This is a genomic window from Dactylosporangium aurantiacum (assembly GCF_000716715.1).
GTDB lineage: Bacteria > Actinomycetota > Actinomycetes > Mycobacteriales > Micromonosporaceae > Dactylosporangium > Dactylosporangium aurantiacum.
The window spans coordinates 190,934-216,357 of the sequence record NZ_JNYJ01000013.1; the positions used below are offsets into that span (position 1 = coordinate 190,934).

A 25,424-nucleotide genomic window follows, 5' to 3' on the forward strand; every position below is an offset into this window, starting at 1 on the left:
TGAAGGAGAAAGGTCAGCGCTCGATCTCGCCGGCGATGAACTGCTCGACCGACTGGTGCGCGTCGTGGTCGTTGTACTGCACCGGCGGCGACTTCATGAAGTAGCTCGACGCGGACAGGATCGGACCGCCGATGCCCCGGTCCTTGGCGATCTTCGCGGCGCGCAGCGCGTCGATGATGACGCCCGCCGAGTTGGGCGAGTCCCAGACCTCGAGCTTCAGCTCCGCGTTGAGCGGGGTGTCGCCGAAGGACTTGCCCTCGAGGCGGATGTAGGCCCACTTGCGGTCGTCGAGCCACGGCACGTGGTCCGACGGGCCGATGTGAACGTCGGACTTCACCATCTCGTGCGGGATCTGCGAGGTCACCGACTGGGTCTTCGAGATCTTCTTCGAGACCAGGCGGGTGCGCTCCAGCATGTTCATGAAGTCCATGTTGCCGCCGAAGTTCAGCTGGTACGTGCGCAGCAGCTCGACGCCGCGGTCCTCGAACAGCTTCGCGAGGGCGCGGTGCACGATCGTGGCGCCGACCTGGCTCTTGATGTCGTCACCGACGATCGGCAGCCCGGCGTCGGTGAACTTCTGCGCCCACGCCGGGTCGGAGGCGATGAACACCGGCAGCGCGTTGACGAAGGCGCAGCCCGCGTCGATCGCGGCCTGGGCGTAGAACTTGGCCGCCTGCTCCGAGCCGACCGGCAGGTAGCAGACCAGCACGTCGACCTGGGCGTCGCGCAGCGCCGCGACGACGTCGACCGGCTGCTCGTCGGACTCGTCGATCATCTCGCGGTAGTACTGGCCCAGGCCGTCGAGGGTCGGGCCACGCTGGACGGTGACGCCGGTGGGCGGCACGTCGCAGAACTGGATGGTGTTGTTCTCGCTGGCGCTGATCGCGGCGGCGAGGTCCTGACCGACCTTCTTCGCGTCGACGTCGAAGGCGGCGACGAACTGCACGTCACCGACGTGGTAGTCGCCGAACTTGACGTGCATGAGACCCGGAACCCGGTCATTCGGGTCGGCGGTGCGGTAATACTCCACGCCCTGAACCAGGGACGAGGCGCAGTTGCCGACACCGACGATGGCAACGCGGACGGAGCCCATCGCGGATGCCTCCTTCTTGTTGTTCACGATGACCGCTCCGGATCTGCCGAAGGCGGCTGAGGGGTGGTGCCATTGCGTTCGTTCGCAATGAGCTCTTCGAGCCAGCGGACCTCGCGCTCGCACGCGTCCAGGCCGTGGCGTTGCAGCTCCAGGGTGTAGGCGTCGAGCCGCTCCGCGGCCCGGCTCAACACGTCGCGCATGCCCTCGCGGCGCTCCTCCACCCGGCGGCGGCGGCCCTCGAGGATCCGCAGTCTGGTCGCCGGGTCGGTGCGGGCGAAGAACGCGAAATGCACTCCGAAGCCGGCCTCGCTGTCGTAGGTCTCGGGGCCGGCGGCGGTGAGCAGCTCCTGGAAGCGCTCCTTGCCTTCCGCGGTGATCGTGTAGACCACGCGGCCGCGCTTGCCGGTCAGCAGGGGGACCTCATCGGGTGACGTCGGCATGCCGTCCGGCGGCGCACCCTCGGAAATCCAGCCGTCCGATTGAAGTCGACGAAGAGTGGGGTAGAGGGAGCCGTAGCTGATCGCGGCCCGAAACGCGCCCAGCTTGGTCGTGAGTTGTTTGCGCAGCTCATAGCCATGCATCGGGGATTCGTGGAGCAGGCCCAGGATCGCCAGTTCGAGCATTCCCAGCCTCCCCCCGTTAACCCGGCCGATGTATCGGTCCGATACATCGCAACGGTAGGCCGATGTCCGAACGGATGCAACGATGCTGACCGAGTGGCCTGGACCACAGCGCTGATCGTCTATCCGACGGTTACCGATCGTGACCGATGTCGCCGAGTCGCGCGGGACCGCGTACCCTCGGGCGCATGCGTACCCAGCGTCAGGTGGTCGACTTCTCCTTGCGGAGACGCGCCCTGCTGCGTGAGGTGCATTCCGGGCGCGTCGGCACCTATGAGGTCTGCGACGCGTCGCCATACCTGAAGAGCGCAGCGAAATTCCACGGGGAGCCGACGGAGGAGCTGTGCCCGGTGTGCCGCCGGGAGAACCTCACCCATGTGCACTACATCTATGGGGATGAGCTGCGGCAGTCGTCAGGTCAGGCCCGCCGCCTGACCGAGCTGCCGATCCTGGCGATGACGCTGAGTGAGTTTCACGTCTACGTGGTGGAGGTCTGCCGCGCCTGCGGCTGGAACCATCTCGTGGAGCAGTATCTGCTGGGTCGGGACGGCCTTGCGGCCGGATCGGACGATGGAGCCGGCGGTCGGTCGTCGACGCGGATCCGAGGAGGGGCGGCCGAGTGAACCTGGCCCGCATGACCATCCGTGGTCACTGCGGCGGGCCGATTTGCATCGATGCCCTGACGGGCGGCGACCGCCGCCCGCACGGCCGCGGGGCGCAGCGCCCGCCGGCCGTGCAGACCGCAGACTTGAGACCTGACCGACGAGTGCCTCAGCTCACAGACATGGTGGCGACGGAGCATGCGACAACGACGCAACCGGCAAGGTGGGACGAATGAACTACGGTGACCCGACCAACTCCCCCTCGGGCCGGGCGCAGGTTCCTGGATCCTTTCCGGGGCCAGACGGCGATGACCCCTTCGGTGGTCCCCCGCTACCACCACCGCCTCCGCTGCCGCCCCCGCCGCCCAGCGCCAGCGCCGGTGCGGCAGGTCGCGCGACGGTCGGCCGGGCGAGCGTAGGACGTCCCGGCGGCGACGAGCCGCGCACCGGCCGTGCCTCCGTGCCCGTGCCGGGTGCGTCCGGCTCCGCGTCGGTGCCGTCCGCGTCCGGTGCCGCGTCCGTGTCCGGCTCCGCGTCGGTGCCCGGCGGCGCGTCCGCCGGCCGGGCCACGGTCGGCCGGGCCACGGTCGGCCGCGCCTCTGTCTCGATGTTGTCCGGTGCCGAAGGTCTCGACGGCCCCGGTGGCCCGGGTGGTCCCGGCGGCCCCGACGGTCCCGGTGGCGGCTCAGGCTCCGGCAAGGGCAAGGGCGGCAGCAGCGCCAAGGCCAAGCGCCGGCGTCGCCGCAACATCATCATCGCCTCGATCGCGGCGTTCATCATGCTCGCCGGCATCGGCATGGTCAGCGGCACGTACTACTTCGACCAGGTCGCCCTGCCGGAGAACCTGGCCATGGAGCAGTCGACCACGATCTACTACGCCGACGGCGTCACCCCCATGGGGCGCATCGGCGACAAGAACCGCACGGTCATCCCGTTCGACCAGATCCCCATGGACGTGCAGCACGCCGTCGTCGCCGCCGAGGACAACACGTTCTACACGAACGACGGCGTCGACTACAAAGGTGTCGTCCGGGCGGCGTGGAACAACGTCACGGGCGGTGAGCGGCAGGGCGCCTCGACGATCAGCCAGCAGTACGCGCGCAAGTGGGCCGAGCTGGAGGGCGTCACCTACGGCCGGAAGGTCCGCGAGGCCGTCATCGCGCGAGGGCATGGTGCTCGCCGGCATCATCAAGAGCCCCGACAGCGCCGGCGGCAAGGGCAGCCCGTTCGACCCCAACATCGACAAGCAGCAGGCCACGGACCGCTTCAACTACATCAAGAACCAGATGATCAAGCTGGGCTTCGTGAAGTCCGAAGAGGCCGAGACGAAGATGGCCTACCCGGCGAAGGTCATCACGCCGGCCGAGGCCCGGGCCAACGCGATCAAGACGCAGGGCAGCATGGACAAGCCCGAGGGCCTGATCGTGCACCACGTCCTCGACGAGGTCGCCGCGCTGACCGACCCGAAGACCGGCGCGCTGCTGTACGAGGGCGTCGACGCCGACGGCAGCAAGAACTTCGACAAGATCGCCAATGGCGGTCTGAAGATCGTCACCACGGTCGACGCGAAGCTCCAGCAGGCCGCGGTCCAGGAGGCCAGCCGCAACCCCGACTCGCGGATCAACAAGTATCCGGGCAACCTGCAGGCCGCCCTCGTGGCGGTCGAGCCGGGCACCGGCGCGGTCAAGGCCTATTACGGCGGCGACAGCGGCAACGGCGGCGACTTCGCCGGCTACTACAACGACCCGGTGCTCAGCGACGGCCAGGACAGTTGCTGCGGCGGCCACCCGCCGGGCTCGACGTTCAAGGTCTACACGCTGGCGACGGGTCTCATGGCCGGGTACCGGATCGACTCCTACTGGAACGGTGACTCGCCGCAGCAGTTCCCGGCCAGTGGGCGAACGGCGAAGAACCCGGTCAAGAACGCCGGTGAGGGCGCGGTCTCGTCGCCGAAGTGCAAGTCGGGCGACGGCAAGTGGTGCACCTTGGAAGAGGTCACCGTCATGTCGCTCAACGTGCCGTTCTTCGCGCTCGCCGAGAAGGTCGGCCCGGCCAAGGTGATCGACACCGCCCGCGCCGCCGGCATCACCGACATGTGGGCCAACGTCGACAACAAGAGCAAGAAGATCGACCTCGTGGCCAACAAGGGCTCCGACGTGTTCCCGAAGTACTTCAACACCGAGGTCGCCTTCGGTCAGTACCCGGTGACGGTCCTCGAGCACGCCGGCGGCATCGCCACGTTCGCCGCCCGCGGCGTCGCGGCCAAGACGCACTTCCTGAAGGAGATCTGGGAAGGCGGCCGGAAGACCTATGGCGAGGTGATCAACCCGAAGCGCATCCCGGGCTTCACCGACCAGATGGCCGATGACCTCAACACCGTCCTGCAGGGCGTGCCGAAGCACTACGGGTTGAAGCTCAAGGACGGCCGCCAGATCGCCGGCAAGACCGGCACCTGGCAGCTCGGTCAGACCACCTCCAACGCGCACGCGTGGTTCGTCGGCTACACCGCCTACGACCCGGGCAAGAAGTCGCCGGGCCTGGCGACCGCGGTGTGGGTCGGCAACAAGGCCGAGGAGCAGAAGATCGTCGACAGCAACGGCAAGGGTGTCATCGGCGGTAACCTGCCCGGCCCGATCTGGCAGGACTTCATGGACAAGGCCGAAGCCATCATGAAGCAGCCGAAGATCAACTTCCCGGGGCCGAAGAACGTCGGCAACCTCGAGGTCGGCACCGGTGTCTCGCCGCAGCCGAGCCTCCCGGCCGACCCGAACATCCCCAGCGGCGGCCCCGGCAACCCGGGTGGCGGCGGCCCCGGCGGCAACGGCAACAGCCAGAGCCCCGGTCCCGGCGGCGGTGGCGGCGGCATCATCCCGACCATCTCGCCGACACGAAGGCGCTGATCGGGGTAGGCCGAAGATGTGCGGCCACGGTAACGGCGGTATGTTCGCCGGGACCGTGGCCGCTGTCGTTGGGGGTTTGCGTTGGAAGCGGGCAGGCTGAAGGCCGTCCGGTGGGGGCTGCTCGCGCTGTTCGTGGCGCTGGTTGCCTACGCGCACTGGTGGTATGGCATCCGGCACCACTTCTACGACCTCAAGATCTACCGGCAGGCCATCGACTGGTGGCTCGACGGGCACGACCTCTACACGTTCACCAAGCCGGACGACACGCAGGGCGCGCTCGGCTTCACGTACCCGCCGTTCGGCGCGATGGTGCTGGTCCCGTTCGCGCTGCTGGCCAAGAACGCGGCCGTGACCGTCTACGCCGTCATCGCCATCGCCGGGCTGCTCGTCACCACCTACTGGCTGGTCGCCCCGGTGGCGCGCCGGCACGGCTGGTCGCTGCCGTTCGTGCTGATCCTGTCGACCGTCGTGTTCAGCACCCTCGAGCCCGTCCGTGAAACGTTCAGCTTCGGCCAGATCAACGTGCTGCTGATCGTGCTGATCCTGGCGGATCTGCTGATCCTCCTGCCGCGGGGGAGCCGGTGGGCCGGCGTGCTGATCGGCCTGGCCGCCGCCATCAAGCTGACCCCGGCGATCTTCATCGTGTATCTGCTGGTCAGCCGCCGGTACCGGGCGGGCATCACGGCAATCGTGAGCGCCGCCGCCGCGACCCTGCTCGCCGCCGCCGTCGCACCCCGGGCCTCGTGGGACTTCTGGAGCGACACGCTGTGGAAGGGCGACGGGATCGGCAACAAGGCCTACATCCCCAACCAGTCGCTGCGCGGCCTGCTCGCCCGCTACGACGCCCCCGGCTGGCTGTGGGTGCTGCTCGTGCTGGCCGTCGTCGCCGCCGGGCTGTGGCGGGCCCGCCGGGCCGCGCTCGCCGGCGACGAGCTCGTCGGGCTCACGATCGCCGGCTTCGTCGGCTGCCTGGCCAGCCCGATCAGCTGGATCCACCATTTCTACTGGTTCGTCCCCGCGATCGTCGTCCTCGTCGACGTGGGCCGGCGATGGCTCGCCGCATTGATCGCTGTCACCGTCGGCGTGGGCATGGTGTCGCTGTACGACCAGGGCCTGCCCGTCGACCCGTGGGGCGAGGGCATCCTCGGCTTCTTCATCGAGAACTGGTACACGCTGCTGGCCCTGGCGCTGCTGTTCGTGCTGCCGATCCGCCGGGTCGACGAGGAATCCAGGTCGGGTGGTGCACCCGCCGCGGAGGTGGCGACGGTACGGTGATGCGATGCCGCCGACTGTGCGACCCGAGCACCGCCTGAGTGACGAGCCCGCCAACTCCGACCGCTTCGTCGGTGGCCTCTCCGAGTCGATCGGTGGGCCCCTGGGCAGTCACGCCGTGCGGACATCGAGCCGTTTCTGGACCCCCTCGAGAGTGGTCCTGCTGCTGATCTGCGCCATGCTCAGCTTCTCCTGGATGCAGAAGTCCCCCTGTCGCGACGGCGCCTGGGCGGACATGAAGCAGTACAAGTACTTCTGCTACACCGACGTGCTGGCTCTGTACTACGCCGAAGGGCTGAACGAGGGCCAGGTCCCCTACGCCGACCACCAGGTCGAGTACCCGGTCCTGACCGGCGCGTTCATGGGCGTGCTCGGCCTGCCCGTGCACTCCCTCGGCCAGCAGCAGGCGATCGACAACCCGGGCCAGACGTTCTACGACCTCAACGCGGTCGTGCTCAGCGCGTTCGGCATCGCCGCGGTCGCCGCAACGCTCGCCGTGCGCCGGCGAAGGCCCTGGGACGCGGCGATGTTCGCCGCGGCACCCGCGCTCTTCGTCTCCGCGACCGTCAACTGGGACCTCTTCTGCGTCGGTCTCGCCTCCATCGCGATCGTGTTCTGGGCGCGCCGAAGACCGCTGCTCGCCGGTCTCTTCCTCGGCCTGGCCACGGCCGCGAAGTTCTACCCGGTGCTGATCCTCGGCGCGCTGCTGGTGCTGTGCCTGCGCACTGGCAAGTGGAAGGAGGCCCTAGCCACGTTCGGCGTCGGCGCCGGCACCTGGCTGGCGGTCAACGTGCCGGTGGCCGTCCTCTACTGGGACTCGTGGGCCAAGTTCTGGGACTTCAACTCCCAGCGCGGCATCGACTGGGGCACGCTGTGGTACATCGGGGCGCACTTCCCGCGCGGCTCCGGGCAGTACGGGTTCCCGTTCTTCCAGAACCTCGACACCGACCCGACGCACAGCACCCTGAACATGCTGTACCTCAGCCTCTTCCTGGTCTGCTGCGTCGGCATCCTGGTCATCGGCCTCACCGCGCCGACCCCACCGCGCCTGGCCCAGCTGGCGTTCCTGATCGTGGCCGCCTTCCTGATCACCGGCAAGGTGTGGTCGCAGCAGTACGTGCTGTGGCTGATCCCCCTCGCCGTGCTCGCCCGTCCCCGCTGGGGTGCGTTCCTCGCCTGGCAGGCGGCCGAGGTGCTCTACTTCGTGTCGTTCTACGGTGAGCTCATGGGCGCCTCGGGCCGGCAGGTGTTCCCCGAGGGCGTGTTCGTGCTCGCCTCGATCCTGCGACTGGTCACGCTCGCGGTGCTGGTCGGCTACGTGATCCGCGACATCCGGCACCCTGAGCTGGACGTCGTCCGCGACACGTACGAAGGCGAGGACCCCGACGGCGGCGTCTTCAACCGCGACGAGGTCGAGCCGGCACCGCTCGACCCGCCACCGCTGGTCAAGACGCTGTAGCGCGCTACGACGAAGGGCCGGCGAGCAAGCTCGCCGGCCCTTCACGCTTTTCTCGTTCGCTCGCTTCGGCCTTTGGTCAGCTGTCTTCGACCTTGTAGAGAACGACGTCGCCCTGCTCCGTGCGGGTCAGGCCGAGCCCGTCGATGGGCGCGTCGATCGCCCGCTCGTACGCGCTGCCGAGCGCCTGGCTGCGCACCACCACGACGGTGCGGATGCCACGCTCGCGCAGCAGCGCCACGGTCGACACGTCGGGGAACTGCTCCATCGTCAGGCGCAGCTGCTGCTGGTCCATCGGCGTGAACCCGCTGCCCCCGTTGACGATCTTCGGGAACCCGTCGGTGCTCCACAGCATGACGTTCATGTCGAACAGCTCGTGGCTCGGCAGCACCATCAGCGGCCCCTGCAGGGTGCTCATCGCGACGGGTGTCGGCGGCACCACCGGGTGCGGCGTCTTGTGCGCCCCCTCGAACAGCACCAGCATCACCGGGATCAGCGTCGCCAGGCGGGGCAGGAACCCGGCCCGGTCGGTGCGGTCGGTCTGCGTCCGGTCGGCGAACAGCTCCACGGCCCGCTCCGCGAACGCGCTCACCGCTCCCGCCGCGAGCAGCGCCATGAACAGCGTCGTCCACACCACCAGGCGGCCCGAGGTGCGGATGCCGTCGAAGCCCGGCAGGGCCCGGTAGAGCGCCAGGTAGCCGAACTCGCCCTTGCCGGGGCCGTGCGTCCCCATCGCGAGCGCGACCGTGCCCAGGACCCCGACCAGCATCCAGATCCGGTGCTTGAGCCGCCACGCGGACACGAACAGTCCGGCGAAGGCGAGGCCGTACAGGAAGAAGCCGGGCAGCAGCGCCATCTCCGGCGCCCAGGTCAACGTGGCGCGGGCGTCGGCATACGCGTCGCCCCACAGCCACGACTCGGGCGGCGCGATGAAGAACCCCTTGAGCGGCGGAGAGAACAGCCCGACGAGCTCCTCGCTGCGTCGCGCATACGGGTGGTCCTTCAGCACCTGCAGGTAGGGATACGCCATCAGCGCGCCGACCGCGGCGAAGATCGCGCCGCCGCCGAGATTGGCGAAGAACAGCTTCCATCCGAACGGGCGCGTGACCCCCCACACCCGCACGTGCCGGTAACCCCACGACACCGCCGTGGCCAGCACCGCCAGCAGCAGCGCATACACGAACGGGATGCCGATGCCGAAGCCGAGACTGATCTGCCACGCCGCGACCAGCCAGCCGGCGAGCACCCAGCCCCACCGCCGCCGGTCGGGCCGGTAGCCGTCACGCAGCGAGAAGCCGTGCCCGCGGGCGAGCATCGCCAGCGCGAGCGCGATCCCGCCGATCGACAGCACGTGCAGGTGCCCCGCCTGGCCGAGCCGCCACGGCGAGTAGGCGAACGCGGCACCGGCCACGACCGCCCCCGTCGGCCGGGCGCCGAGCTGCCGGGCCAGCACATACGCCCCGAAGAACGCGAGCGCGAAGATCAGGACGTACATGATGTTGTACCGCACGAGCGCCGCCACCGGCCCGCTGCCGAGCATGCCGGCGGGCGCGTAACCGAGCAGCGTGTCCGAGAACGCGTAGCTGTACTTGTCGGGGAAGAACGCGTTGGCATTCCACAGCTGTGACGGGTTGGTCGTGAGGATGTGCCCGCCCCACGACATCTGCCACGCCTGCAGCGTCGGGTCCGCGGTGTCCTGCGGGATCGTGGTCGCCGGGTCCCGCAGGGTCGGCCAGGTCATGAGCGCGGCGAGCAGCACCGACCCGACCGCCGCCATCGTCCACTCGTGCCCGAGGAACTCCGCGACCGCGGTTCCGACGCGGGTCGCCACCCTGCGGGCCCGCCCGGGCGTCGGACCCGGCTCGGGCGCGAACGACCACAGCGGCTCGTCCTTGCCCTTGCCGGCCTTGACGAGGCTCACCCGCTGGGCGTCGCTCTTGGCGCCGTCCTGCTGCTCGGCGTCTTTCCCGGCCGCCGGGCCGCTCTCCGAGCCGGCCGTGACGTCGGCTTTCCCGTCGGCCTTCGGGTCAGCCTGTGCGTCGGCCTTTGCGTCGCCCTGTGTGTCGGCCTTTGCGTCGGCCTGCTGGTCGGTCTCCGCGTCGTCGGTGGCGTCGGCTTTCGCGTCTTTCACGGGTTTCGTGCTGCTTGCCCCGGTCTTCCCGCCGGCTGCTGCCGCACCCCGCGTGCTCTTGGCCGCGCGCTTGCCGCGGGCCGGCTCGCCGGCGGTGGCGGCCGGCTCCGGCTCCTCGGGCTGAGCGGCGGCTGGCTCCGCCTCCGGGCCCTGCTCGGTCTCGGACACGTTGCTCACGCCAGCCGCTCCCGCAGGTAGGTGATGTCGGCGGTCTGCCCGTCGGCGCCGCCGGGCGTCTCGACCAGCGCCGGTGCGCCGGCGGCCCGGATCACCGCGACGATGAGCTCCGGGTCGATCTCGCCGGCGGTGAGGTTGTCGTGCCGGTCCCGGCCCGAGTCGAACCCGTCGCGGGAGTTATTCGCGTGGATGAGGTCGATCCGGCCGGTGATCGCCTTGACCCGCTCGACGATGTCGAGGAGGTCCTCGCCGCCGGCGTGGGCGTGGCAGGTGTCCAGGCAGAACCCGACCTCATACTCGCCGACCGCGTCCCACAGCCGGGCCAGCGCGTCGAAGCGCCGGGCGCAGGCATTGTCACCGCCGGCCGTGTTCTCGATCAGCACCGGCGTGGCGAAACCGCCCTCGTCGGCGGCGAACTTGAAGGTCTTGCGCCAGTTGTCGAAGCCCGCCTCCAGCCCGTCGGCGCTCTCGACGTGGCCACCGTGCACGATCAGGCCCTTGGCGCCGACCTTGGCGGCCCCCGACGCGTGCCGGAACAGCAGCTTGCGGCTGGGGATGCGGATTCTGTTGTTGGACGACGCGACGTTGATCCGATATGGCGCGTGGATGTAGACGTCGACGTCGGAGGCGATGAGCGCCTCGGCATCGGGACGGTCTTTGGGATCGGCCCAGCCCTGCGGGTCGGTCAGGAAGAACTGGACCAGGTCAGCACCGCGCGCTGCTGCCTCGGCCAGTGGCTCAGCGGGGTCGACGTGAGCACCGATTCGCATGCCGCAGAGCCTACGACGTGGGACCGACAGTTTGCGCTACCCGGGCCTGCGGGCTGCCACCAACACCGACCGAAGGGTCCGGAATGCCGGGCTTCCGTCACCGTCCAGTCGGCCGCGTCGTTACGCAATCGGGTCGCCGTGATCGCGCGGCCTCGATGGAACGACATTTGCTCAATCCTCAACCTTGGATGGCTACCTTGTCTGGACACCGACCGGCACTCCGCGTGGCGGCTGCCGCCGCCGCGTTGTTCGCCGCGGCCCTGACCGTGGGCGCCAGCCCCGTGCACGCCGCACCGTCCACCCCGACCGTCGAGTTCAGCGGCGGGAGCGTGTTGAGCCTGCTGGTGTGCAAGTCGGAGCCCAGCACGGGCAGCGTCTCGGTGCCGGCCGAGTCGCGGGTCAACTTCGTCAACCGGCTCGGCCAGGGGGCGACCCTCAAGGTCGACGGCAAGCCCGTCTCCTCGGTGCAGCCCAACCAGGCGGTGCCGGTCGTGTTCAAGAAGGGCCCGGTCAACGTCGCGATGACGTTCAACTGTGGCGTCGGCGTGGTCGAGCAGTTCAAGCCGGTCTCCGTCGGGGTCACCGCGCCGCCCCCCGCGCCCGCCGCCGGACAGGGTGCGGGCCAGCCCGGACAGGCCGGTCAGCCGGCGAGCACCACGGGGCCGGCAGGCGCCGCCGCAGCTGCCGCGAACCAGGCCATGAACTCGAACGGGCGCTCGACCCGCAAGCCGTCGACGACCACGTCGGCCACCACCGGCGAGGCCGACGACGCCGGCACCGAGCCGGTCGACCCGGCGCTGCTCGGCCCGGACGCCACCGCGTCGCCGGCCGCGAACCCGAGTGCTTCGGCCGACGAGCGGGTATATGTCGAGGAGCCCGTCGCCGCGAGCGGCCCGGCCACCAACGCCCCGACGGGGCTGCTGGCGCTGGTCGCGACGGTCTGTGTGGTGGGTGTGGGAATCGCCGCAATTCGGGCTATTATTGCGCAGCGGTCATCCCGCGCTAGCTACGCGTAAGGTACAATTAGGTAGCTCCGCGGGGCGCCGTCATCCAACGCACCGGTGTGGTCGTTCCTCCCCAGGTCCCACCCAGAGAAGCGGATGACGCGCCCCGCGGTCTTTGCGTGTACACGTAGCGTGTACTCTTGCTCGGTCGACCGTCCATCGGGCGGTCGACGACGCACGACCTCCTGCCGCGGATGGACCGCGGCCGCTTAGCCCGTAGGAGGTGAGAACGTCTTGCGTCATTACGAAATCATGGTGATCCTCGATGGCAGTCTCGAGGAGCGCACCGTCGCACCGTCGCTCGACACGTACCTGAACGTGATCCGGACGTCGGGTGGCTCGGTGGAGAAGCTCGACGTGTGGGGCCGCCGGCGCCTCTCGTACGAGATCAACAAGAAGACCGAGGGCATCTACGCCGTCATCGACCTCCAGGCATCGCCGGAGTCGGTGGCCGAGCTGGACCGTCAGCTGCGGCTCAACGAGTCCGTGCTGCGCACCAAGGTCATCCGGCCCGAGGTCCGCTAAGCGGATCCGGGCGAGATCGACCTGCGTCGCCGGCCACGCGTCACCGGGAATTGTCATACCCCTGTGACAAGGTGGCCCATACCCAAGTGCGCGAGGAGTTGACTCAATATGGCAGCAGGAGACACCACGATCACGGTCATCGGCAACCTGACCGACGACCCCGAGTTGCGCTTCACTCCGTCTGGAGCGGCCGTGGCCAAGTTCCGGGTGGCATCCACCCCCCGGTACATGGACAAGAGCTCCAACGAGTGGAAGGACGGCGAGCCGCTGTTCCTGTCCTGCACGGTGTGGCGCCAGGCGGCGGAGAACGTCGCCGAGTCGCTGCAGCGTGGTGCCCGCGTGATCGTCTCCGGCCGCCTGAAGCAGCGGACCTACGAGACGCGCGAGGGCGAGAAGCGCACTGTCATCGAGCTTGAGGTCGACGAGATCGGCCCCTCGCTGCGCTACGCGACTGCCAAGGTGCAGAAGATGCAGCGCTCCGGTGGCGGTGGCGGCTTCGGCGCTTCGTCCGGTGGCGGCGGCGGTGGCGGCGGGTTCGATGACCCGTGGGCCAGCGCGCAGCCGGCGAACGCCGGAAGTGGTGGCGGCAGGTCGAGCTCATCCTTCGACGACGAGCCCCCGTTCTAATGGCATCAGGAGCAAGAGCAATGGCGAAGGCTGCGGCCCTGCGCAAACCGAAGAAGAAGGTGAACCCTCTCGACAAGGAGGGCATCGCCTACATCGACTACAAGGACACCGCGCTGCTGCGCAAGTTCATCTCCGACCGCGGCAAGATCCGCGCTCGGCGGGTGACCGGCGTGACCGCTCAGCAGCAGCGGCAGATCGCGCGCGCCGTCAAGAACGCGCGCGAGATGGCCCTGCTCCCCTACACCGCGACTGCGCGATAAGGGGAGGCTGACATGAAGATCATCCTGAAGCAGGAGGTCACCGGCCTCGGGACCCCCGGCGACGTGGTCGAGGTCAAGGACGGCTACGGGCGTAACTACCTGCTCCCGCAGGGCTACGCCATCCCGTGGACCAAGGGCGGCGAGAAGCAGATCGCGACCATCAAGCGTGCCCGTGGGGCCCGCGAGATCCGCGACCTGGGCCACGCCAACGAGGTCAAGGCCCAGCTGGAGAGCCTCACCGTCAAGCTGGCCGTCCGCGCCGGCGAAGGTGGCCGGCTCTACGGCTCGGTCACCCCGGCCGAGGTCGTCGACGCCGTGCAGAAGGCCGGCGGTCCGTCCCTGGACAAGCGCCGCCTCGAGCTGCCCGGCCACGTGAAGTCGGTCGGCGACTACAAGGTGCAGATCAAGCTGCACCCCGAGGTCGCTGCCAGCTTCACGCTGAAGGTCACGGCCGCCAAGTAACACCGCTGCAAACGAAAAGGGGCCCGCTTGGTGGAGCGGGCCCCTTTTCGCTGTCCCCTACTTGTAGAGCTTCGTCGCCGCCCGGATCACGTCCGACAGCTCCGCGACCTGCTGGTCGCCCTCCCCCAGCCGGAACGCGAGCCGGAACAGGTCGTCGAGCTGGACCTCCTCGGCGTACTGGCTGGCCCGCAGCACCTCGGCGAAGTACGCGGCCGCGTAGCAGACCTGCAGCTGCGGCGCCGCCGACGAGAACTCACGATCCAGCGACGCCACCGTCACCGACAGGTTCTGCTCGCTCGGCTCCCGCGACTGCGGGTCCTGCCAGCGCACCCGTACATCCGCCAGATGACCCTCCGCGCCGGGCCGCAGGTGCAGCGCGTAGAGCGCCGTCACCGCATGCCCCGGACCGACCTCGCCACCGTCGACCCGGTCGTTGCGGAACGCCGACGCCGACAGCGCCCGGTTCTCGTAACCGATCAACCGGTACGACGCCACGGCCGCCGGATCGAACTCCACCTGCGCTTTCGCGTCCAACGCCCGCACCGCCAGCGTCGCCGGCAGCTGCTCCACGAAGACCTTGTTCGCCTCCGCGGCGTCGCTGACGTACACGACGTAACCGTCGCCCTTGTCGGCCAGCTGCTCCATGAACTTGTCGCCGTAGTCGCTGCCGACCCCGACACCCATCATCGTGATCTGCTTCGCCGCGGCCTCCTGGACCTCACGGACCAGGGACGTCGCGTTCGTCGAGCCGACGTTCGGCAGGCCGTCGGAGAGCAGGATGACGCGGTTGGTGGAACCCGAACGGAAGCTCTTGCGCGCCGTCTCGTACCCCAGCCGCAGCCCGGCCTCGAGGTTCGTGCTGCCCGACACGCGCAACCGGTCGATCGCGCCGTGCAACGCCGAACGGTCCCGGACCGCCGTCATCTGCCGCAACACCTCGGCCTCGTCGGAGTAGGCGATCAGCGCCACCGAGTCCGTGGTCCGCAACTGGTCCACCAGCGTGTGCAGACCGCTCTTGACCAGGTCGAGCTTGCCGGGCTCGGCCATCGAACCCGACACGTCCACCACGAACGTCAGCGACGCGTCCAACCGCTGCCCTTCCGGCTCGGCGCGGGTCTGCAGCCCCACCCGGAGCAGCCTGGCGGTGTCGTTGGCGTTGCGATGGGTCGTCGGCAACCGCGTACCGTCGGCGGACACGGCAAAACCGTCGCCTGAGGGCTGCCGGTAGCCCTGCCGGAACGAATTGACGAACTCCTCCGGCCGGATCGTGCTCGCCGCGGGCCGCTGCCCCGACAGCAGCTGCCGCTTCGCGTAACCGTAGGAAGCGGTGTCGACGTCGACGGCGAACGTGGAGACGGGCTGGCTGGACGCCGACTGCTCCCCCGCGGCGCCGTCTGCCACCTCACCGGTCGCCGGCGGACCCGGCTGACCGCCCTGCGGGTTCATCGTCGGTGCGTGTTCATAGCTGGCGCTGCCGTCGTCCTTGTCGGACGCGCCACACGCCGTCAGGCACATCGCGGCGATCACGGCCACGGCGGCGACGCGGAACTGGCTGACCATGGAAGCCTCCCTGAAAGGTGTTTGGCCAGTCAGACGGCCACCAGCCCGTGAGCGGCTCCGAGCGTAACCGGACGGAGACCCAAGCGTGAGCATCGGTGATCGTCCCGCAAGGATGCTGTGACCCGTCGAAGGGAACCGATCGGCTCAGAACTGCGTCGCGAGCACCGCGAAGAGCACCGTGGCGATGCCCGCACTCAGTACGGCCGAGGCGAACCCGATGGTCCACGCCCGCCAACCGGTCGTCGCCCAGCCCAGGAACATCGCCACGGAGATCCCCAGCGCCAGCGCCACCGCCAGCTGCGGCACACCGTCCAGCAGCTTGGTGAAGGCCTCCGCCCGCGGCGCTCGGCACGGCACCCCGAACGCGTTCACACAACCCGGCCGCGGAACCGACGACAGGGTCGCCGCCCAGATCACGTAACCGATGGTGGGGATCACGTACCAGCAGGCGGTGGCGATGAACGCGCCCACGTAGTCGGTGGGCTCGTCCTCGTCCTCGTCCTGCGGGTCAGGTGACCTGTCCCACTCCCGGTAGCCCACGGGCGCAGCGTCACCCGTCCGTGAGATGCCCGCCATCCTCCATCTAGCCGCATGTCACATCACTCGATTGGGCGACTATTTTCCGCACACAGGCTGTGGACGGAGAAACCCCAGCTCAGCATGGCTTTGCGGATCCCGGCGCCCAAGTTATCCACAGGCCTGTGCACAGTTGATCCCCCGGTTTGTGGACAGTGGTCCACAGGTTGTCCCAAGGGTTGTCCACCGGTCGGTTTTGCCGAACGCCGCGCGCTCCTTACGGTTGCGCGGGGCGCTCCATGCGCCCCGCAGAGTTTTTGTCGTACCCGCGAGGTCTACTAGGCGGTGCGGGAACGACGTTGGAGGGGCGAGTGTCGATCACCGAAGACAGGCAGGGTGGCGATCCCTGGGAGGACGCGACCCCGGCCGAGCCGCGCCGGCAGCAGCCCTCGAAGGACAACGACCGCCCAGCCGGCGGCGCCGAGACCTTCGAACGCACCCCACCGCAGGACGTCGCCGCGGAGCAGAGCGTCCTCGGCGGCATGCTGCTGTCCAAGGACGCCATCGCCGACGTCGTCGAGATCCTCAAATCTCACGACTTCTACCGGCCCAACCACACCATCGTCTTCGACGCGATCCTCGACCTCTACGGCCGCGGTGAGCCGGCCGACGCCGTCACCGTCGCCGCCGCCCTGACCGACGCCGGCGAGATCGCCAAGGTGGGTGGCGCCGCGTACCTGCACACCCTCATGGCCGCCGTCCCCACCGCCGCCAACGCGTCCTATTACGCCCGCATCGTCGCCGAGCGCGCCGTCCTGCGCCGCGTCATCGAGGCCGGCACCCGCATCGTCCAGCTCGGCTACGGCTCCGCCGGCCCGGGCGGCCGCGACGTCGACGACGTCGTCGACCTCGCCCAGCAGGCCATTTACGACGTCACCGAGAAGCGCGTCAGCGAGGACTTCGCCGTCCTCGCCGAGATGCTCCAGCCGACCCTCGACGAGATCGAAGCGGTCGGCGCCCAGGGCGGCGTCATGACGGGCGTCCCGACCGGCTTCAGCGACCTGGACCGCCTGCTCAACGGCCTGCACCCCGGCCAGCTCGTGATCGTTGCCGGCCGTCCCGGCCTCGGCAAGGCGCTGGCCCTCGACACGCCGCTGCCGACGCCCGACGGCTGGACGACGATGGGGGAGGTCAAGGCGGGCGACCAACTGCTCGGCGCCGACGGCCGACCGACCACGGTCGTCAACGCCTTCGAGGTCCTGCACGACCGTCCGTGCTTCGAGGTGGAGTTCTCCGACGGCAGCGTCATCGTCGCCGACGCCGAGCATCTCTGGAAGACCACCACGAGGGCCGCCCGCAGGCAGCGCTACGAGGGAGCGCCGACATCGCAATGGCCCGAAGTGGCGCGCCTCCAGACCGGGTCGGTCCTCGCGAGGGTAATCACGCAGCCGGACTCGCTGGTGACGTTCGGTGATGCGGTCGAGCTGGTTGGACCGTCCTTCCGCCATGTGTTGCACGTCGTGGGCAGCGAGGTCGGCACCTCGGGCGACGTCGTCCGCGAATACCGGCGGGCGGGCAAGCCGTGGCGCCGTTCGATGCAGGCCTACTCCAAGCACGCGCTGCTGACGACACTGCACCGCCGGAACAACAGGGTCATGAACGCTGAGACGACCGTCCGCCACGACGGAGTCGTCACGACTCAGGACATAGCGGACACGCTCCGGCATCCGATGGACGGCCGGCTGAACCACGCCGTCGACAACTGCCGGCCGCTGCGATTGCCGGAGCGAGACCTGGTGGTGCCGCCGTACACGCTCGGCGCCTGGCTCGGAGACGGTCACTCCGCGGGTGGTCGAATCACCACCGCCGACCCGCAGATCGTCGCTGGCATCGCCGACGACGGGTTCGAGATCAGGCCCAGCACGGCGCATCCGATGCTGTACGGCATCGGCAGAGCGGCCAACCACGGTCAGCCGCTGGTGACCAGCCTGCGAGTGCTCGGCGTCTTCAACGACAAGCACATCCCAGCCGCTTACCTTCGTGGCTCGGAGCGGCAGCGACGGGCGCTGCTCGCCGGGCTGCTGGACACCGACGGCACCGTGACCGCCACCGGCAACGTGCAGTTCACGTCCACCTCGGCGCGGCTCGCGAGCGACGTACGCGAGCTCATCGTCAGCCTCGGCTACCGGTGCACGGTGACGACGAGGCACGTCAAAGGTCGCGCCCCGGCGAGTTCCATCAGCTACACGTTGAACTTCACCACGGTGGACGACGTGTTCCGTCTGGAGCGCAAGCGGGTCGCGCACCGCGAGCGACGGAGGGCCACCAGCACGTCGCGGACCAGCGCCCGGTACATCGTCGACGTCAGGGCCGTTGCGAGCGTGCCGGTGCGGTGCGTGCAGGTCGACAACGACGACCATCTCTACCTGGCCGGTCGCTCGATGATCCCGACCCACAACTCCACCGCAGCGATGGACTTCAGCCGCGCGGCGTCGGTGAAGCACAACATGGCGAGCGCCATCTTCAGCCTGGAGATGTCCAAGGTCGAGATCGTCATGCGACTGCTCTCGGCCGAGGCCAGGGTGCCGCTGCACGTGCTGCGGTCAGGGCAGCTGTCCGACGACGACTGGACCAAGCTGGCCCGACGGATGGGCGAGATCAGCGAGGCGCCGCTCTTCGTCGACGACACGCCGAACATGAACCTCATGGAGATCCGGGCCAAGGCGCGCCGGCTCAAGCAGCGGCACGATCTGAAGCTGATCATCGTGGACTATCTCCAGCTGATGACCAGCCCGAAGCGGACCGAGAGCCGGCAGCAGGAGGTCGCCGACCTGTCGCGTGGTCTGAAGCTGCTCGCGAAAGAGGTCGAGTGCCCGGTGGTGGCGGTCAGCCAGCTGAACCGTGGCCCCGAGCAGCGCACCGACAAGCGCCCGCAGCTGTCTGACCTGCGTGAGTCGGGGTGCCTTACGGCGGGCACGCGCATCATGCGTGCCGACACCAACGCCGAGGTCACCATCGGCTCCCTGCTGGAGTCCGGTGCCCGTGACATCCCCGTCTGGGCATTGAACGAGAAGCTGCAGCTCACGGTTCAGACGATGACGCACGCCTTCTCGAGTGGCCGCAGAGAGGTCTTCCGGATGCGTCTCGCCTCCGGCAAGTCGATCGAGGCCACCGGCAATCACCCGTTTCTGGCGTTCACGGGCTGGACGGCCCTGGAGGACCTGCGTGTCGGCGACCGCCTAGCAGTGCCGAGGCATGTGCCGCCGCCGCAGCAACTGCAGCCATGGCCAGAGGCCAAGGTGGTGCTCCTGGCGCACATGCTCGGCGACGGATCGTTCGTCAGGCGCCAGCCGATCCGTTATGCCAGCGTCGACGAGGCGAACCTGGCCGCGGTCACCGAGGCGGCGACGCACTTCGGGGTCACCGCGGTCAGGGACGACTCCCCTGCGGCGCAGGTCACGACGCTGCGCCTGCCGGCACCGGCGCGGCTTGCTCGCGGCCGGCGCAATCCGATCGCCGAGTGGCTCGACAGTCTCGGGCTGTTCGGTCTGCGCTCGCACGAGAAGTTCGTCCCCGAATCGCTGTTCAGCCTACCGAAGGAGCAGGTCAGGCTGTTCCTGCGGCACTTGTGGGCGACCGACGGCTCGGTGACCGTCCGGCTGAGAGGCGGCGGCGGCCGGGTCTACTACGCCTCGACGAGCGAGGCGATGCTGCAGGGCATCGCGCGGTTGCTGCTCCGGTTCGGGATCACGTCGCGGATCAGGACGGTGACCCCTGGAGCGCATCGGGCGCAGTACACGCTGGACATCTCCGGCAAGGACGACCAGCTTCGCTTCCTGCGGGAGATCGGTGTCCACGGCGAGCGGTCTCGCTCGGGCGAGCTGTTGTTGAGCAGGCTGGAGGCGGTCACCAGTAACACCAACGTGGACACCGTCCCGAAGGAGATCTGGGATTCGGTCCGACGGGTCCTGCTCGACGAGAACATCTCGCACCGGCAGTTCGCGGCGACTCTGGGCACGCAGTTCAACGGCAGTGCCATGTGGAAGCGTGCGCCGAGCAGGCCTCGGCTGGCCAGGATCGCCGCTGTACTGGACAGCGCTGAGCTGGAGCTGCATGCGATCAACGACGTCTTCTGGGACGAGATCGTGTCGATCGAGAGCATCGGGGAGCAGGAGGTGTATGACGCGACCGTCGTCGGCACCCACAACTTCGTGGCCAACGGCATAGCCACGCACAACTCGATCGAGCAGGACGCCGACGTGGTCATCCTGCTGCACCGCGACGACTACTACGACAAGGAGTCTCCGCGGGCGGGGGAGGCGGACTTCATCGTGGCCAAGCATCGTAACGGTCCGACCGACACGATCACGGTCGCGGCGCAGCTGCACCTGTCCCGCTTCGTCGACATGGCGATCTAGCCACGCCGGGCGGCCAGGGCGTGCCGTAGGTCGCGAGTCCGGTGGTCCGGGCGCAGCCGACTGCCCGCGCTTCGCGCGACGCTCCCTGCGAGTCAGGACCAGCGACCGCCGTTGGCCCAGGTGGCGGCGGAAGGCATGCGGCAGCGAAGGCTCCGGGCAGCGAAGGCTCCGGGTGGCGCGGGCTCGGGTGGCGCAGGCTCGCGTCGCGCGGGCTCGCGTCGCGAAGGCAGAGGTGCGACCGGGCTCAAGTGTTGTGTCCGTCCGCGTTGGTCGGCATTTGGACGCTGCCTGGCGGCCGTGCGCTGGCGGGCGGGCGGCTGGGTTGGTGCTGTGCCTGTGGTTGTGGCCGTTCGCCTGTTCCGCGGGGTTTGTCGGTCAGAGCTGCCGATCATGGTGATTGCCAGTCCGAGCAGCGGCGACCGGGTGTGTCGCGATGTCTGCGAGCAGGGCACGGACGTCTGCGAGCAGGGCGCGGGCGAGCGGCTGCTACCTGCGGCAGCGGCTCAGGAGGCGGGTGACCTCGGCGTCCGGGATCTGGCGGAAGTCGTCGTAGTAGCGGCTGACGGCGCCGAAGTAGTCGGAGGTCACGGGGCAGACGACCTCGTCGGCGGTCAAGGAGAGGCGGTCGACGGCCTGGGTGGCGCCGACGGGGGCGGCCAGGACGACACGGGCGGCGCGGAGGGCTCTGGCGACGGCGATCGCGGCGCCGGCCGTGGCGCCGGTGGCCAGGCCGTCGTCGACGATGAGGGCGACCCGGCCGGTGAGGTCGAGCGGGTCGCGGCCGATGCGGAAGAGGCGGTCGCGGCGGCGGAGCTCGGTGGTCTCGTGGCGGATGACGGGGTCCATCTCGTGGGGTTCGAGGCGGATCTCGGGGTTGAGGACCTGGACGCCGCCGGGGCCGATGGCGCCGAAGGCGACCTCGGGGGCCCACGGTACGCCGAGCTTGCGCACGACCAGGGCGTCGAGCGGGACGTGCAGCCGGGTGGCGACCTCAGCGGCGACGGGCATGCCACCGCGGACCAGGCCGAGGGCGATGACGTCGGGCCGGTCGGCATAGCCGGTGAGGAGCTCGGCGAGTGCGGCGCCGGCTTCTTGGCGGTCCCGGAAGGCCATGCTTCCTGTTTACGCCGCTTCTGAGGTCGCCGGCCAGATATCGGTGGGCTGATCGGGGGGTCTGGTGGTGGGTTGGCGCAGTGCCCACCAGAGGGCGGCGAAGGCGGCGGGGTAGAGCAGGTAGCCGAAGCGGGTCGACGGGATGAGCATGATCGCGGCGGTGAGGCCGATCGCGGTGACGAGGGCGGCGGCACGGGTGTCCTGTGGTGGGCGGCGCAGGAGCCAGACGCCGATGGCGAGGCCGACGGCGACCAGGAGCGACAGGGCGATGATGCGGCCCGCGCCGGTCGACGAGGCGATGAGCTGGCCGGGCAGGGGAGACTGCGCCGGGCTGGTGACGAGGCCGTGGCCGGAGGGGAAGCGCAGGACGTTCTCGACGAACGCGGACGGCGCGACGGCGAGGACGGGCAGCATCACCAGCAGCGGCAGGCCGAACGCGCCGAGGGCGAACACCGCGGCGCGCCGGACGGCACCCGCCGCAACGACGCCGTCCGACGCGGCGCTCGACCGGGCCGTCCCGCCGGCACACCGCAGCGCGAGCACCAGCAGTACAAGAGCGACAGGGAGAGCGAACAGCTTCAACGCGCCGGCCAGACCGATCGTCACGCCCGCCGCGACCCAACGGTGTCTGGCGGTGAAGGCCATGGCCAGCAGGGCCAGGCTGACCACCGGCAGGTCGTCGCCGCCGGTGGTCAGGGTGAGGGTGCAGATCGGCAGGACGGCGATGGACTGGGCGACGATGACCAGCCCGGGCGGAGCGACGAGGTCGGTGAGCAGTCGCAGCGTCCACAGGAGGGCGGCGATCGTGGCGGCCGCGAACCAGATCCGCGCGTCGGTCCACCAGTGCTCGCCGAGGACCGCCCGGGGGATCCCGAAGATCGCCATGCCGGGCTGGTACGGCGAGTACCCGAGCAACCGGTCCGGCGCGGGGAGGGCGGCGATGGCGGGGCGGTCGAGGTAGGGGGTGCCGGTGTCGAGCAGGCGCCGGCCCATGTGCTCGACGACGAGGACCTCTTCCTGCGCCCGGTCGGTGCGGCCGCCGGCGCGCTGCACGGCCTGGATGACCAGGGGCACGAGCGTGACCGCGACGAAGACGGCGAAGGTCAGCGCGAGGCGGCGGAGCACGACGAACGTGACCAGGAACGCGGCGGCGTACCCCCACCAGGCGACGGCGCCCCAGGCCCGGTGCGGCAGCAGGGTCGACGTGACGGCGGTGAGTGCGGCGAAGGCAGCGGACAGGCCGTAGAGGACGGCGTCGCTGACGCGGGGGCGGGACCAGAACGTGGCTATGGCACCCATTCTTGCCCGGGCTCGGCGGCGCCGGCGCGGCGGGACCTGCGGTTGCGTGGCAGGCGGATCACGGTGTCGGTGTCGTGCAGGGGCGGCGCGAGGCAGCCGGGCTGGCCGTCGTGGCCGCGGCGCAGGGCGGCGAGCAGCCGGTCGGCGGGCATGGCGCGGGCGAAGAGGTGGCCCTGGCCGGCCGGGCAGCCGAGCTCCCACAGCTGCTGGCGTTGGTCTTCGCGTTCGATGCCTTCGGCGACGACGACCAGGCCGAGGCTGCGGCCGAGGTCGACGGTGGAGCGGACGACGGCGCCGGGGGCGGAGGTGTTCATGGCGGCGACGAAGCTGCGGTCGATCTTGAGTTCGTCGACGGCGACGCGGGCGAGGGTGGCCAGGGAGGAGAAGCCGGTGCCGAAGTCGTCGAGGGCGAGGCGGATGCCCTGGTCGCGCAGGGCGGCGAGGACGTCGTCGACGACCTCGAGCTTGCTGAGGGTGATGGATTCGGTGAGCTCGATGACGAGCGAGGAGGACGGCACGCCGCGGGCGGCGAGGCGGCGGGCGACGGCGTCGGGGAACGACGGGTCGAGCAGGCTGCGGGGGGAGACGTTGACGGCGACGGGGATGTCGTGGCCGGCGTCGGCCCACTGCGAGACGGCGATCAGTGCCTGGTCGAGGACGGCGTCGGCGAACGCGGAGAGCTGGCCGGAGCGTTCGATGGCGGGCAGGAACCGGTCCGGTGCCAGGTCGCCGCGGTCGGGGTGGTGCCAGCGGGTGAGTGCCTCGGCGGCGATGACCTGGCCGGTGGCGAGGTCGACGATCGGCTGGAAGTTGACGACGAACTGGCCCTCGGCGACGGCGCGGGCGAGGTCGCCGCCGAGGGTGAGGGTGCCGATGTCGGCGGTGTCGCGGGCGTGCGCGTACACGACGACCCGCTGGCCGTCCTGTTTCGCCTGGTACAGGGCGACGTCGGCGCGCCGGAGCAGCTCGCCGACGGTGCCGCCGCTGGCGGTCGTGACGCCGCAGCTGGCCTCGACGCTGATGCGCATGTCGTCGAGCTGGATGGGCGGGGCGAGGGCGTCGAGGATGGTGTGGGCGCGCATCTCGGCGAGGGCGGGGGCGCTGAGGTTGGCGAGGATGACGGCGAACTCGTCGCCGCCGAACCGGGCGACCAGGTCGTCTTCGCGGACGGCGGCGGTGAGGCGTTCGCCCACGGTGATCAGGACCCGGTCGCCGGCGGAGTGGCCGAGGGTGTCGTTGACCTCTTTGAAGTGGTTGAGGTCGATGAGCAGGACGCCGACGATGCCGGTGGCGAGCGCTTCGTCGCCGTACTGCTGCAGCTTGCGCCGGTTGGCGAGGTGGGTCAGGGGGTCCTGGGCGGCGGCCCGGGCGTGGCTGTCGGCGAGGCGTTGGGTCTCGGCGAAGGTGGACGCGTTGCGGATGGCGGTGCACAGCGCGGCGGCGAACGTGTGCAGCGTGTAACCCTCGCGCTCGGTGAGCTTGACCGGTGCGCGGAACCGCAGCCGCAGCTCGCCGAGGTCGGCGTCGCCGCGGTAGCTCTCCAGGCCGATGGGGATGACGAAGCCGGCGGCGGGTGGTGCGTCGTCGGGGTGGCCGTCGTACAGGATGTCCCGGCCGTTGCTGCGGACCAGCCGGGCCTCGCCGGCCTGCGGGCGGATCTGGACCTCGACCTCGTCGGTGGAGAACAGGTCGGCGGCCTTGCGCACGGCGGCGTGCAGCACCGCGGTCTGGTCGACGGAGTTGAACTCGTCGGTGGCCTCGGCGAGCCGCTGCCACGCCTCGTTGCCCTGGCGGGCGCGGACCCGGTTGCCGGAGGCGAGGTGGATGCACCACAGCAGCAGCGGAAGGATCAGCACGAGCCAGTGGTTGACGTGGTACACCACGACGGTGGCGACGGCGATGATGAACGCGCCGGCCTGCACGACGGCGAGGAGGCCCCAGTCGGCGAAGAGCCGCTGCCGGTACGACGTCCGGGTGAGCATCGCGAACAGGCCCTTGGACACGAGCTCATCGACGATGAAGTAGCCGACTGAGGCGAGCACGGTCGCGGCGAGGGCGTCGCTGATGGGTCCGGTGCGGTCGGCGGTGACGAGGATCGGCTGGAAGCCGAGGGCGGCGACGGCGAGCGCCGCGGCGGTGCCGTTGAGCACTTCCTTGCCGACATTGAAACTGATCTTCACTGGCACGTGGGCCACGTTGAGCAACTGGTCGGCGAGCTTGCCGACGGCGACGGAAAGGATCACGAACGGCGCCGGCAGGAACACCGCAGCCACGACGATGACCGCCGATACCGGCGACGAGCCGTGGATGGCGGAACGGATCCGGATCTGGATCCGCATGTACCCGCAGACGGTGACGAGCACCGTCGGCAGCGGCAGGAAAAGGGCCAGGCTGCCGTAGTCCTTGATCAGCCACAATGCGGCGGCGACGGCGACGCCCGCACCGACGACGACGGGACCAACGAGACGCCAGAGGCGCCGGTTGGTCGCGTCGTCGGTACCCATTGGTCTTTGCATCGCGGTTCGCTCATCGTGACCGATGGGCGTGTGTTCCTGTCAAGGCCGGAAATTTCAGAGCCAGTCGTGGTTGCGCATTGCTGCCCCCTAAGTCGTATCGCGG

General features: G+C 69.7%; 19 protein-coding genes and 1 pseudogene. 11 read left to right on the top strand and 9 right to left on the bottom strand.

The genetic code is table 11. The features are described 5' to 3' along the window. Positions 1–13: 13 nt before the first annotated feature. On the bottom strand, positions 14–1,093 hold the full coding sequence (locus OP18_RS17375) for an inositol-3-phosphate synthase (RefSeq protein WP_033360026.1): 1,080 nt from the start codon (positions 1,091–1,093) through the stop codon (positions 14–16). Positions 1,094–1,116: 23 nt separating this feature from the next. Continuing rightward, the gene (locus tag OP18_RS17380) at positions 1,117–1,716 is read right to left on the bottom strand and encodes a PadR family transcriptional regulator (protein ID WP_052386868.1); all 600 of its coding nucleotides are present in this window, start codon (positions 1,714–1,716) and stop codon (positions 1,117–1,119) included. Positions 1,717–1,901: 185 nt separating this feature from the next. On the opposite strand from OP18_RS17380, the gene OP18_RS17385 reads away from it, so the two are divergent. From OP18_RS17385 to OP18_RS17400, 5 genes and pseudogenes are all read left to right on the top strand, one after another. Further along, positions 1,902–2,336 (top strand): DUF5318 domain-containing protein, encoded by a 435-nt coding sequence (locus OP18_RS17385; RefSeq protein WP_033359939.1) that lies wholly within the window; start codon positions 1,902–1,904, stop codon positions 2,334–2,336. A 928-nt stretch (positions 2,337–3,264) separates the two neighbouring features. Next, a pseudogene (locus OP18_RS62550) lies at positions 3,265–3,420 on the top strand (transglycosylase domain-containing protein); the annotation flags it as partial. Between the two features lie 64 nt (positions 3,421–3,484). Further along, positions 3,485–5,215, top strand: coding sequence for a transglycosylase domain-containing protein (locus OP18_RS55200; RefSeq protein WP_052386869.1), 1,731 nt, complete (start codon positions 3,485–3,487; stop codon positions 5,213–5,215). 81 nt (positions 5,216–5,296) lie between these two features. After that, positions 5,297–6,490 carry a glycosyltransferase 87 family protein gene (locus OP18_RS17395; protein WP_052386870.1) on the top strand — a complete coding sequence of 398 codons (1,194 nt, stop codon included), beginning with the start codon at positions 5,297–5,299 and terminating at the stop codon, positions 6,488–6,490. A 4-nt stretch (positions 6,491–6,494) separates the two neighbouring features. After that, on the top strand, positions 6,495–7,946 hold the full coding sequence (locus tag OP18_RS17400; protein ID WP_052386871.1) for a glycosyltransferase family 87 protein: 1,452 nt from the start codon (positions 6,495–6,497) through the stop codon (positions 7,944–7,946). 76 nt (positions 7,947–8,022) lie between these two features. Here OP18_RS17400 and OP18_RS17405 read toward each other — a convergent pair whose 3' ends face one another. Together OP18_RS17405 and OP18_RS17410 are read right to left on the bottom strand one after the other, a co-directional pair. Further along, on the bottom strand, positions 8,023–10,251 hold the full coding sequence (locus tag OP18_RS17405) for a prolipoprotein diacylglyceryl transferase (RefSeq protein ID WP_052386872.1): 2,229 nt from the start codon (positions 10,249–10,251) through the stop codon (positions 8,023–8,025). Continuing rightward, complete coding sequence (locus OP18_RS17410; RefSeq protein ID WP_033359941.1) at positions 10,248–11,021, bottom strand: deoxyribonuclease IV; 774 nt, start codon at positions 11,019–11,021, stop codon at positions 10,248–10,250. Before OP18_RS17410 ends, OP18_RS17405 begins: the two co-directional genes overlap by 4 nt. 224 nt (positions 11,022–11,245) lie before the next feature. Between OP18_RS17410 and OP18_RS17415 the strand changes: the two genes are divergently transcribed. From OP18_RS17415 to rplI, 5 genes are all read left to right on the top strand, one after another. Beyond that, a complete protein-coding gene (locus OP18_RS17415) occupies positions 11,246–12,037 on the top strand; it encodes a hypothetical protein (RefSeq protein ID WP_033359942.1) in 792 nt (263 codons plus the stop codon). Positions 12,038–12,259: 222 nt separating this feature from the next. Then, a complete protein-coding gene (gene rpsF / locus OP18_RS17420) occupies positions 12,260–12,550 on the top strand; it encodes a 30S ribosomal protein S6 (protein WP_033359943.1) in 291 nt (96 codons plus the stop codon). A 108-nt stretch (positions 12,551–12,658) separates the two neighbouring features. Then, entirely contained in the window at positions 12,659–13,177 is a 519-nt protein-coding gene (locus OP18_RS17425; RefSeq protein ID WP_033359944.1) for a single-stranded DNA-binding protein, read from the top strand. Between the two features lie 20 nt (positions 13,178–13,197). Next, positions 13,198–13,437: a 30S ribosomal protein S18 gene (gene rpsR / locus OP18_RS17430; RefSeq protein WP_033359945.1), complete on the top strand. Its 240-nt coding sequence runs from the start codon at positions 13,198–13,200 to the stop codon at positions 13,435–13,437. A gap of 12 nt (positions 13,438–13,449) precedes the next feature. Next, positions 13,450–13,899 carry a 50S ribosomal protein L9 gene (rplI, locus tag OP18_RS17435; RefSeq protein WP_033359946.1) on the top strand — a complete coding sequence of 150 codons (450 nt, stop codon included), beginning with the start codon at positions 13,450–13,452 and terminating at the stop codon, positions 13,897–13,899. A gap of 57 nt (positions 13,900–13,956) precedes the next feature. On the opposite strand, the gene OP18_RS17440 is transcribed toward rplI, so the two are convergent. Next, positions 13,957–15,459 carry a vWA domain-containing protein gene (locus tag OP18_RS17440; RefSeq protein WP_033359947.1) on the bottom strand — a complete coding sequence of 501 codons (1,503 nt, stop codon included), beginning with the start codon at positions 15,457–15,459 and terminating at the stop codon, positions 13,957–13,959. A gap of 144 nt (positions 15,460–15,603) precedes the next feature. After that, a complete protein-coding gene (locus tag OP18_RS17445) occupies positions 15,604–15,999 on the bottom strand; it encodes a hypothetical protein (RefSeq protein WP_033359948.1) in 396 nt (131 codons plus the stop codon). A gap of 215 nt (positions 16,000–16,214) precedes the next feature. Between OP18_RS17445 and OP18_RS17450 the strand changes: the two genes are divergently transcribed. Continuing rightward, a complete protein-coding gene (locus OP18_RS17450; protein ID WP_245635414.1) occupies positions 16,215–20,393 on the top strand; it encodes a replicative DNA helicase in 4,179 nt (1,392 codons plus the stop codon). A 486-nt stretch (positions 20,394–20,879) separates the two neighbouring features. Here the strand turns inward: OP18_RS17450 and OP18_RS17455 are convergent, their stop codons facing one another. Genes OP18_RS17455 through OP18_RS17465 form a run of 3 tightly spaced genes read right to left on the bottom strand, consistent with a single transcriptional unit; the run spans position 20,880 to position 25,309 of the window. After that, positions 20,880–21,506, bottom strand: coding sequence for a phosphoribosyltransferase (locus OP18_RS17455; RefSeq protein ID WP_033359949.1), 627 nt, complete (start codon positions 21,504–21,506; stop codon positions 20,880–20,882). A gap of 9 nt (positions 21,507–21,515) precedes the next feature. Next, positions 21,516–22,805: a glycosyltransferase family 87 protein gene (locus OP18_RS17460; protein ID WP_033359950.1), complete on the bottom strand. Its 1,290-nt coding sequence runs from the start codon at positions 22,803–22,805 to the stop codon at positions 21,516–21,518. Further along, the gene (locus OP18_RS17465) at positions 22,793–25,309 is read right to left on the bottom strand and encodes a putative bifunctional diguanylate cyclase/phosphodiesterase (protein ID WP_156089579.1); all 2,517 of its coding nucleotides are present in this window, start codon (positions 25,307–25,309) and stop codon (positions 22,793–22,795) included. The genes OP18_RS17460 and OP18_RS17465 overlap by 13 nt, the downstream gene beginning before the upstream one ends. Between the last annotated feature and the right edge of the window lie 115 nt (positions 25,310–25,424).

Bases quoted from the DNA above. Each gene is read 5' to 3' on its own strand.
- OP18_RS55200 (WP_052386869.1), top strand. From the start codon at position 3,485: ATGGTGCTCGCCGGCATCATCAAGAGCCCCGACAGCGCCGGCGGCAAG.
- rpsR (WP_033359945.1), top strand. From the start codon at position 13,198: ATGGCGAAGGCTGCGGCCCTGCGCAAACCGAAGAAGAAGGTGAACCCT.
- rplI (WP_033359946.1), top strand. From the start codon at position 13,450: ATGAAGATCATCCTGAAGCAGGAGGTCACCGGCCTCGGGACCCCCGGC.
- OP18_RS17440 (WP_033359947.1), bottom strand. From the start codon at position 15,459: ATGGTCAGCCAGTTCCGCGTCGCCGCCGTGGCCGTGATCGCCGCGATG.
- OP18_RS17455 (WP_033359949.1), bottom strand. From the start codon at position 21,506: ATGGCCTTCCGGGACCGCCAAGAAGCCGGCGCCGCACTCGCCGAGCTC.
- OP18_RS17460 (WP_033359950.1), bottom strand. From the start codon at position 22,805: ATGGGTGCCATAGCCACGTTCTGGTCCCGCCCCCGCGTCAGCGACGCC.
- OP18_RS17400 (WP_052386871.1), top strand. From the start codon at position 6,495: ATGCCGCCGACTGTGCGACCCGAGCACCGCCTGAGTGACGAGCCCGCC.
- OP18_RS17465 (WP_156089579.1), bottom strand. From the start codon at position 25,309: ATGGGTACCGACGACGCGACCAACCGGCGCCTCTGGCGTCTCGTTGGT.
- OP18_RS17410 (WP_033359941.1), bottom strand. From the start codon at position 11,021: ATGCGAATCGGTGCTCACGTCGACCCCGCTGAGCCACTGGCCGAGGCA.
- OP18_RS17380 (WP_052386868.1), bottom strand. From the start codon at position 1,716: ATGCTCGAACTGGCGATCCTGGGCCTGCTCCACGAATCCCCGATGCAT.
- OP18_RS17375 (WP_033360026.1), bottom strand. From the start codon at position 1,093: ATGGGCTCCGTCCGCGTTGCCATCGTCGGTGTCGGCAACTGCGCCTCG.
- OP18_RS17385 (WP_033359939.1), top strand. From the start codon at position 1,902: ATGCGTACCCAGCGTCAGGTGGTCGACTTCTCCTTGCGGAGACGCGCC.
- OP18_RS17425 (WP_033359944.1), top strand. From the start codon at position 12,659: ATGGCAGCAGGAGACACCACGATCACGGTCATCGGCAACCTGACCGAC.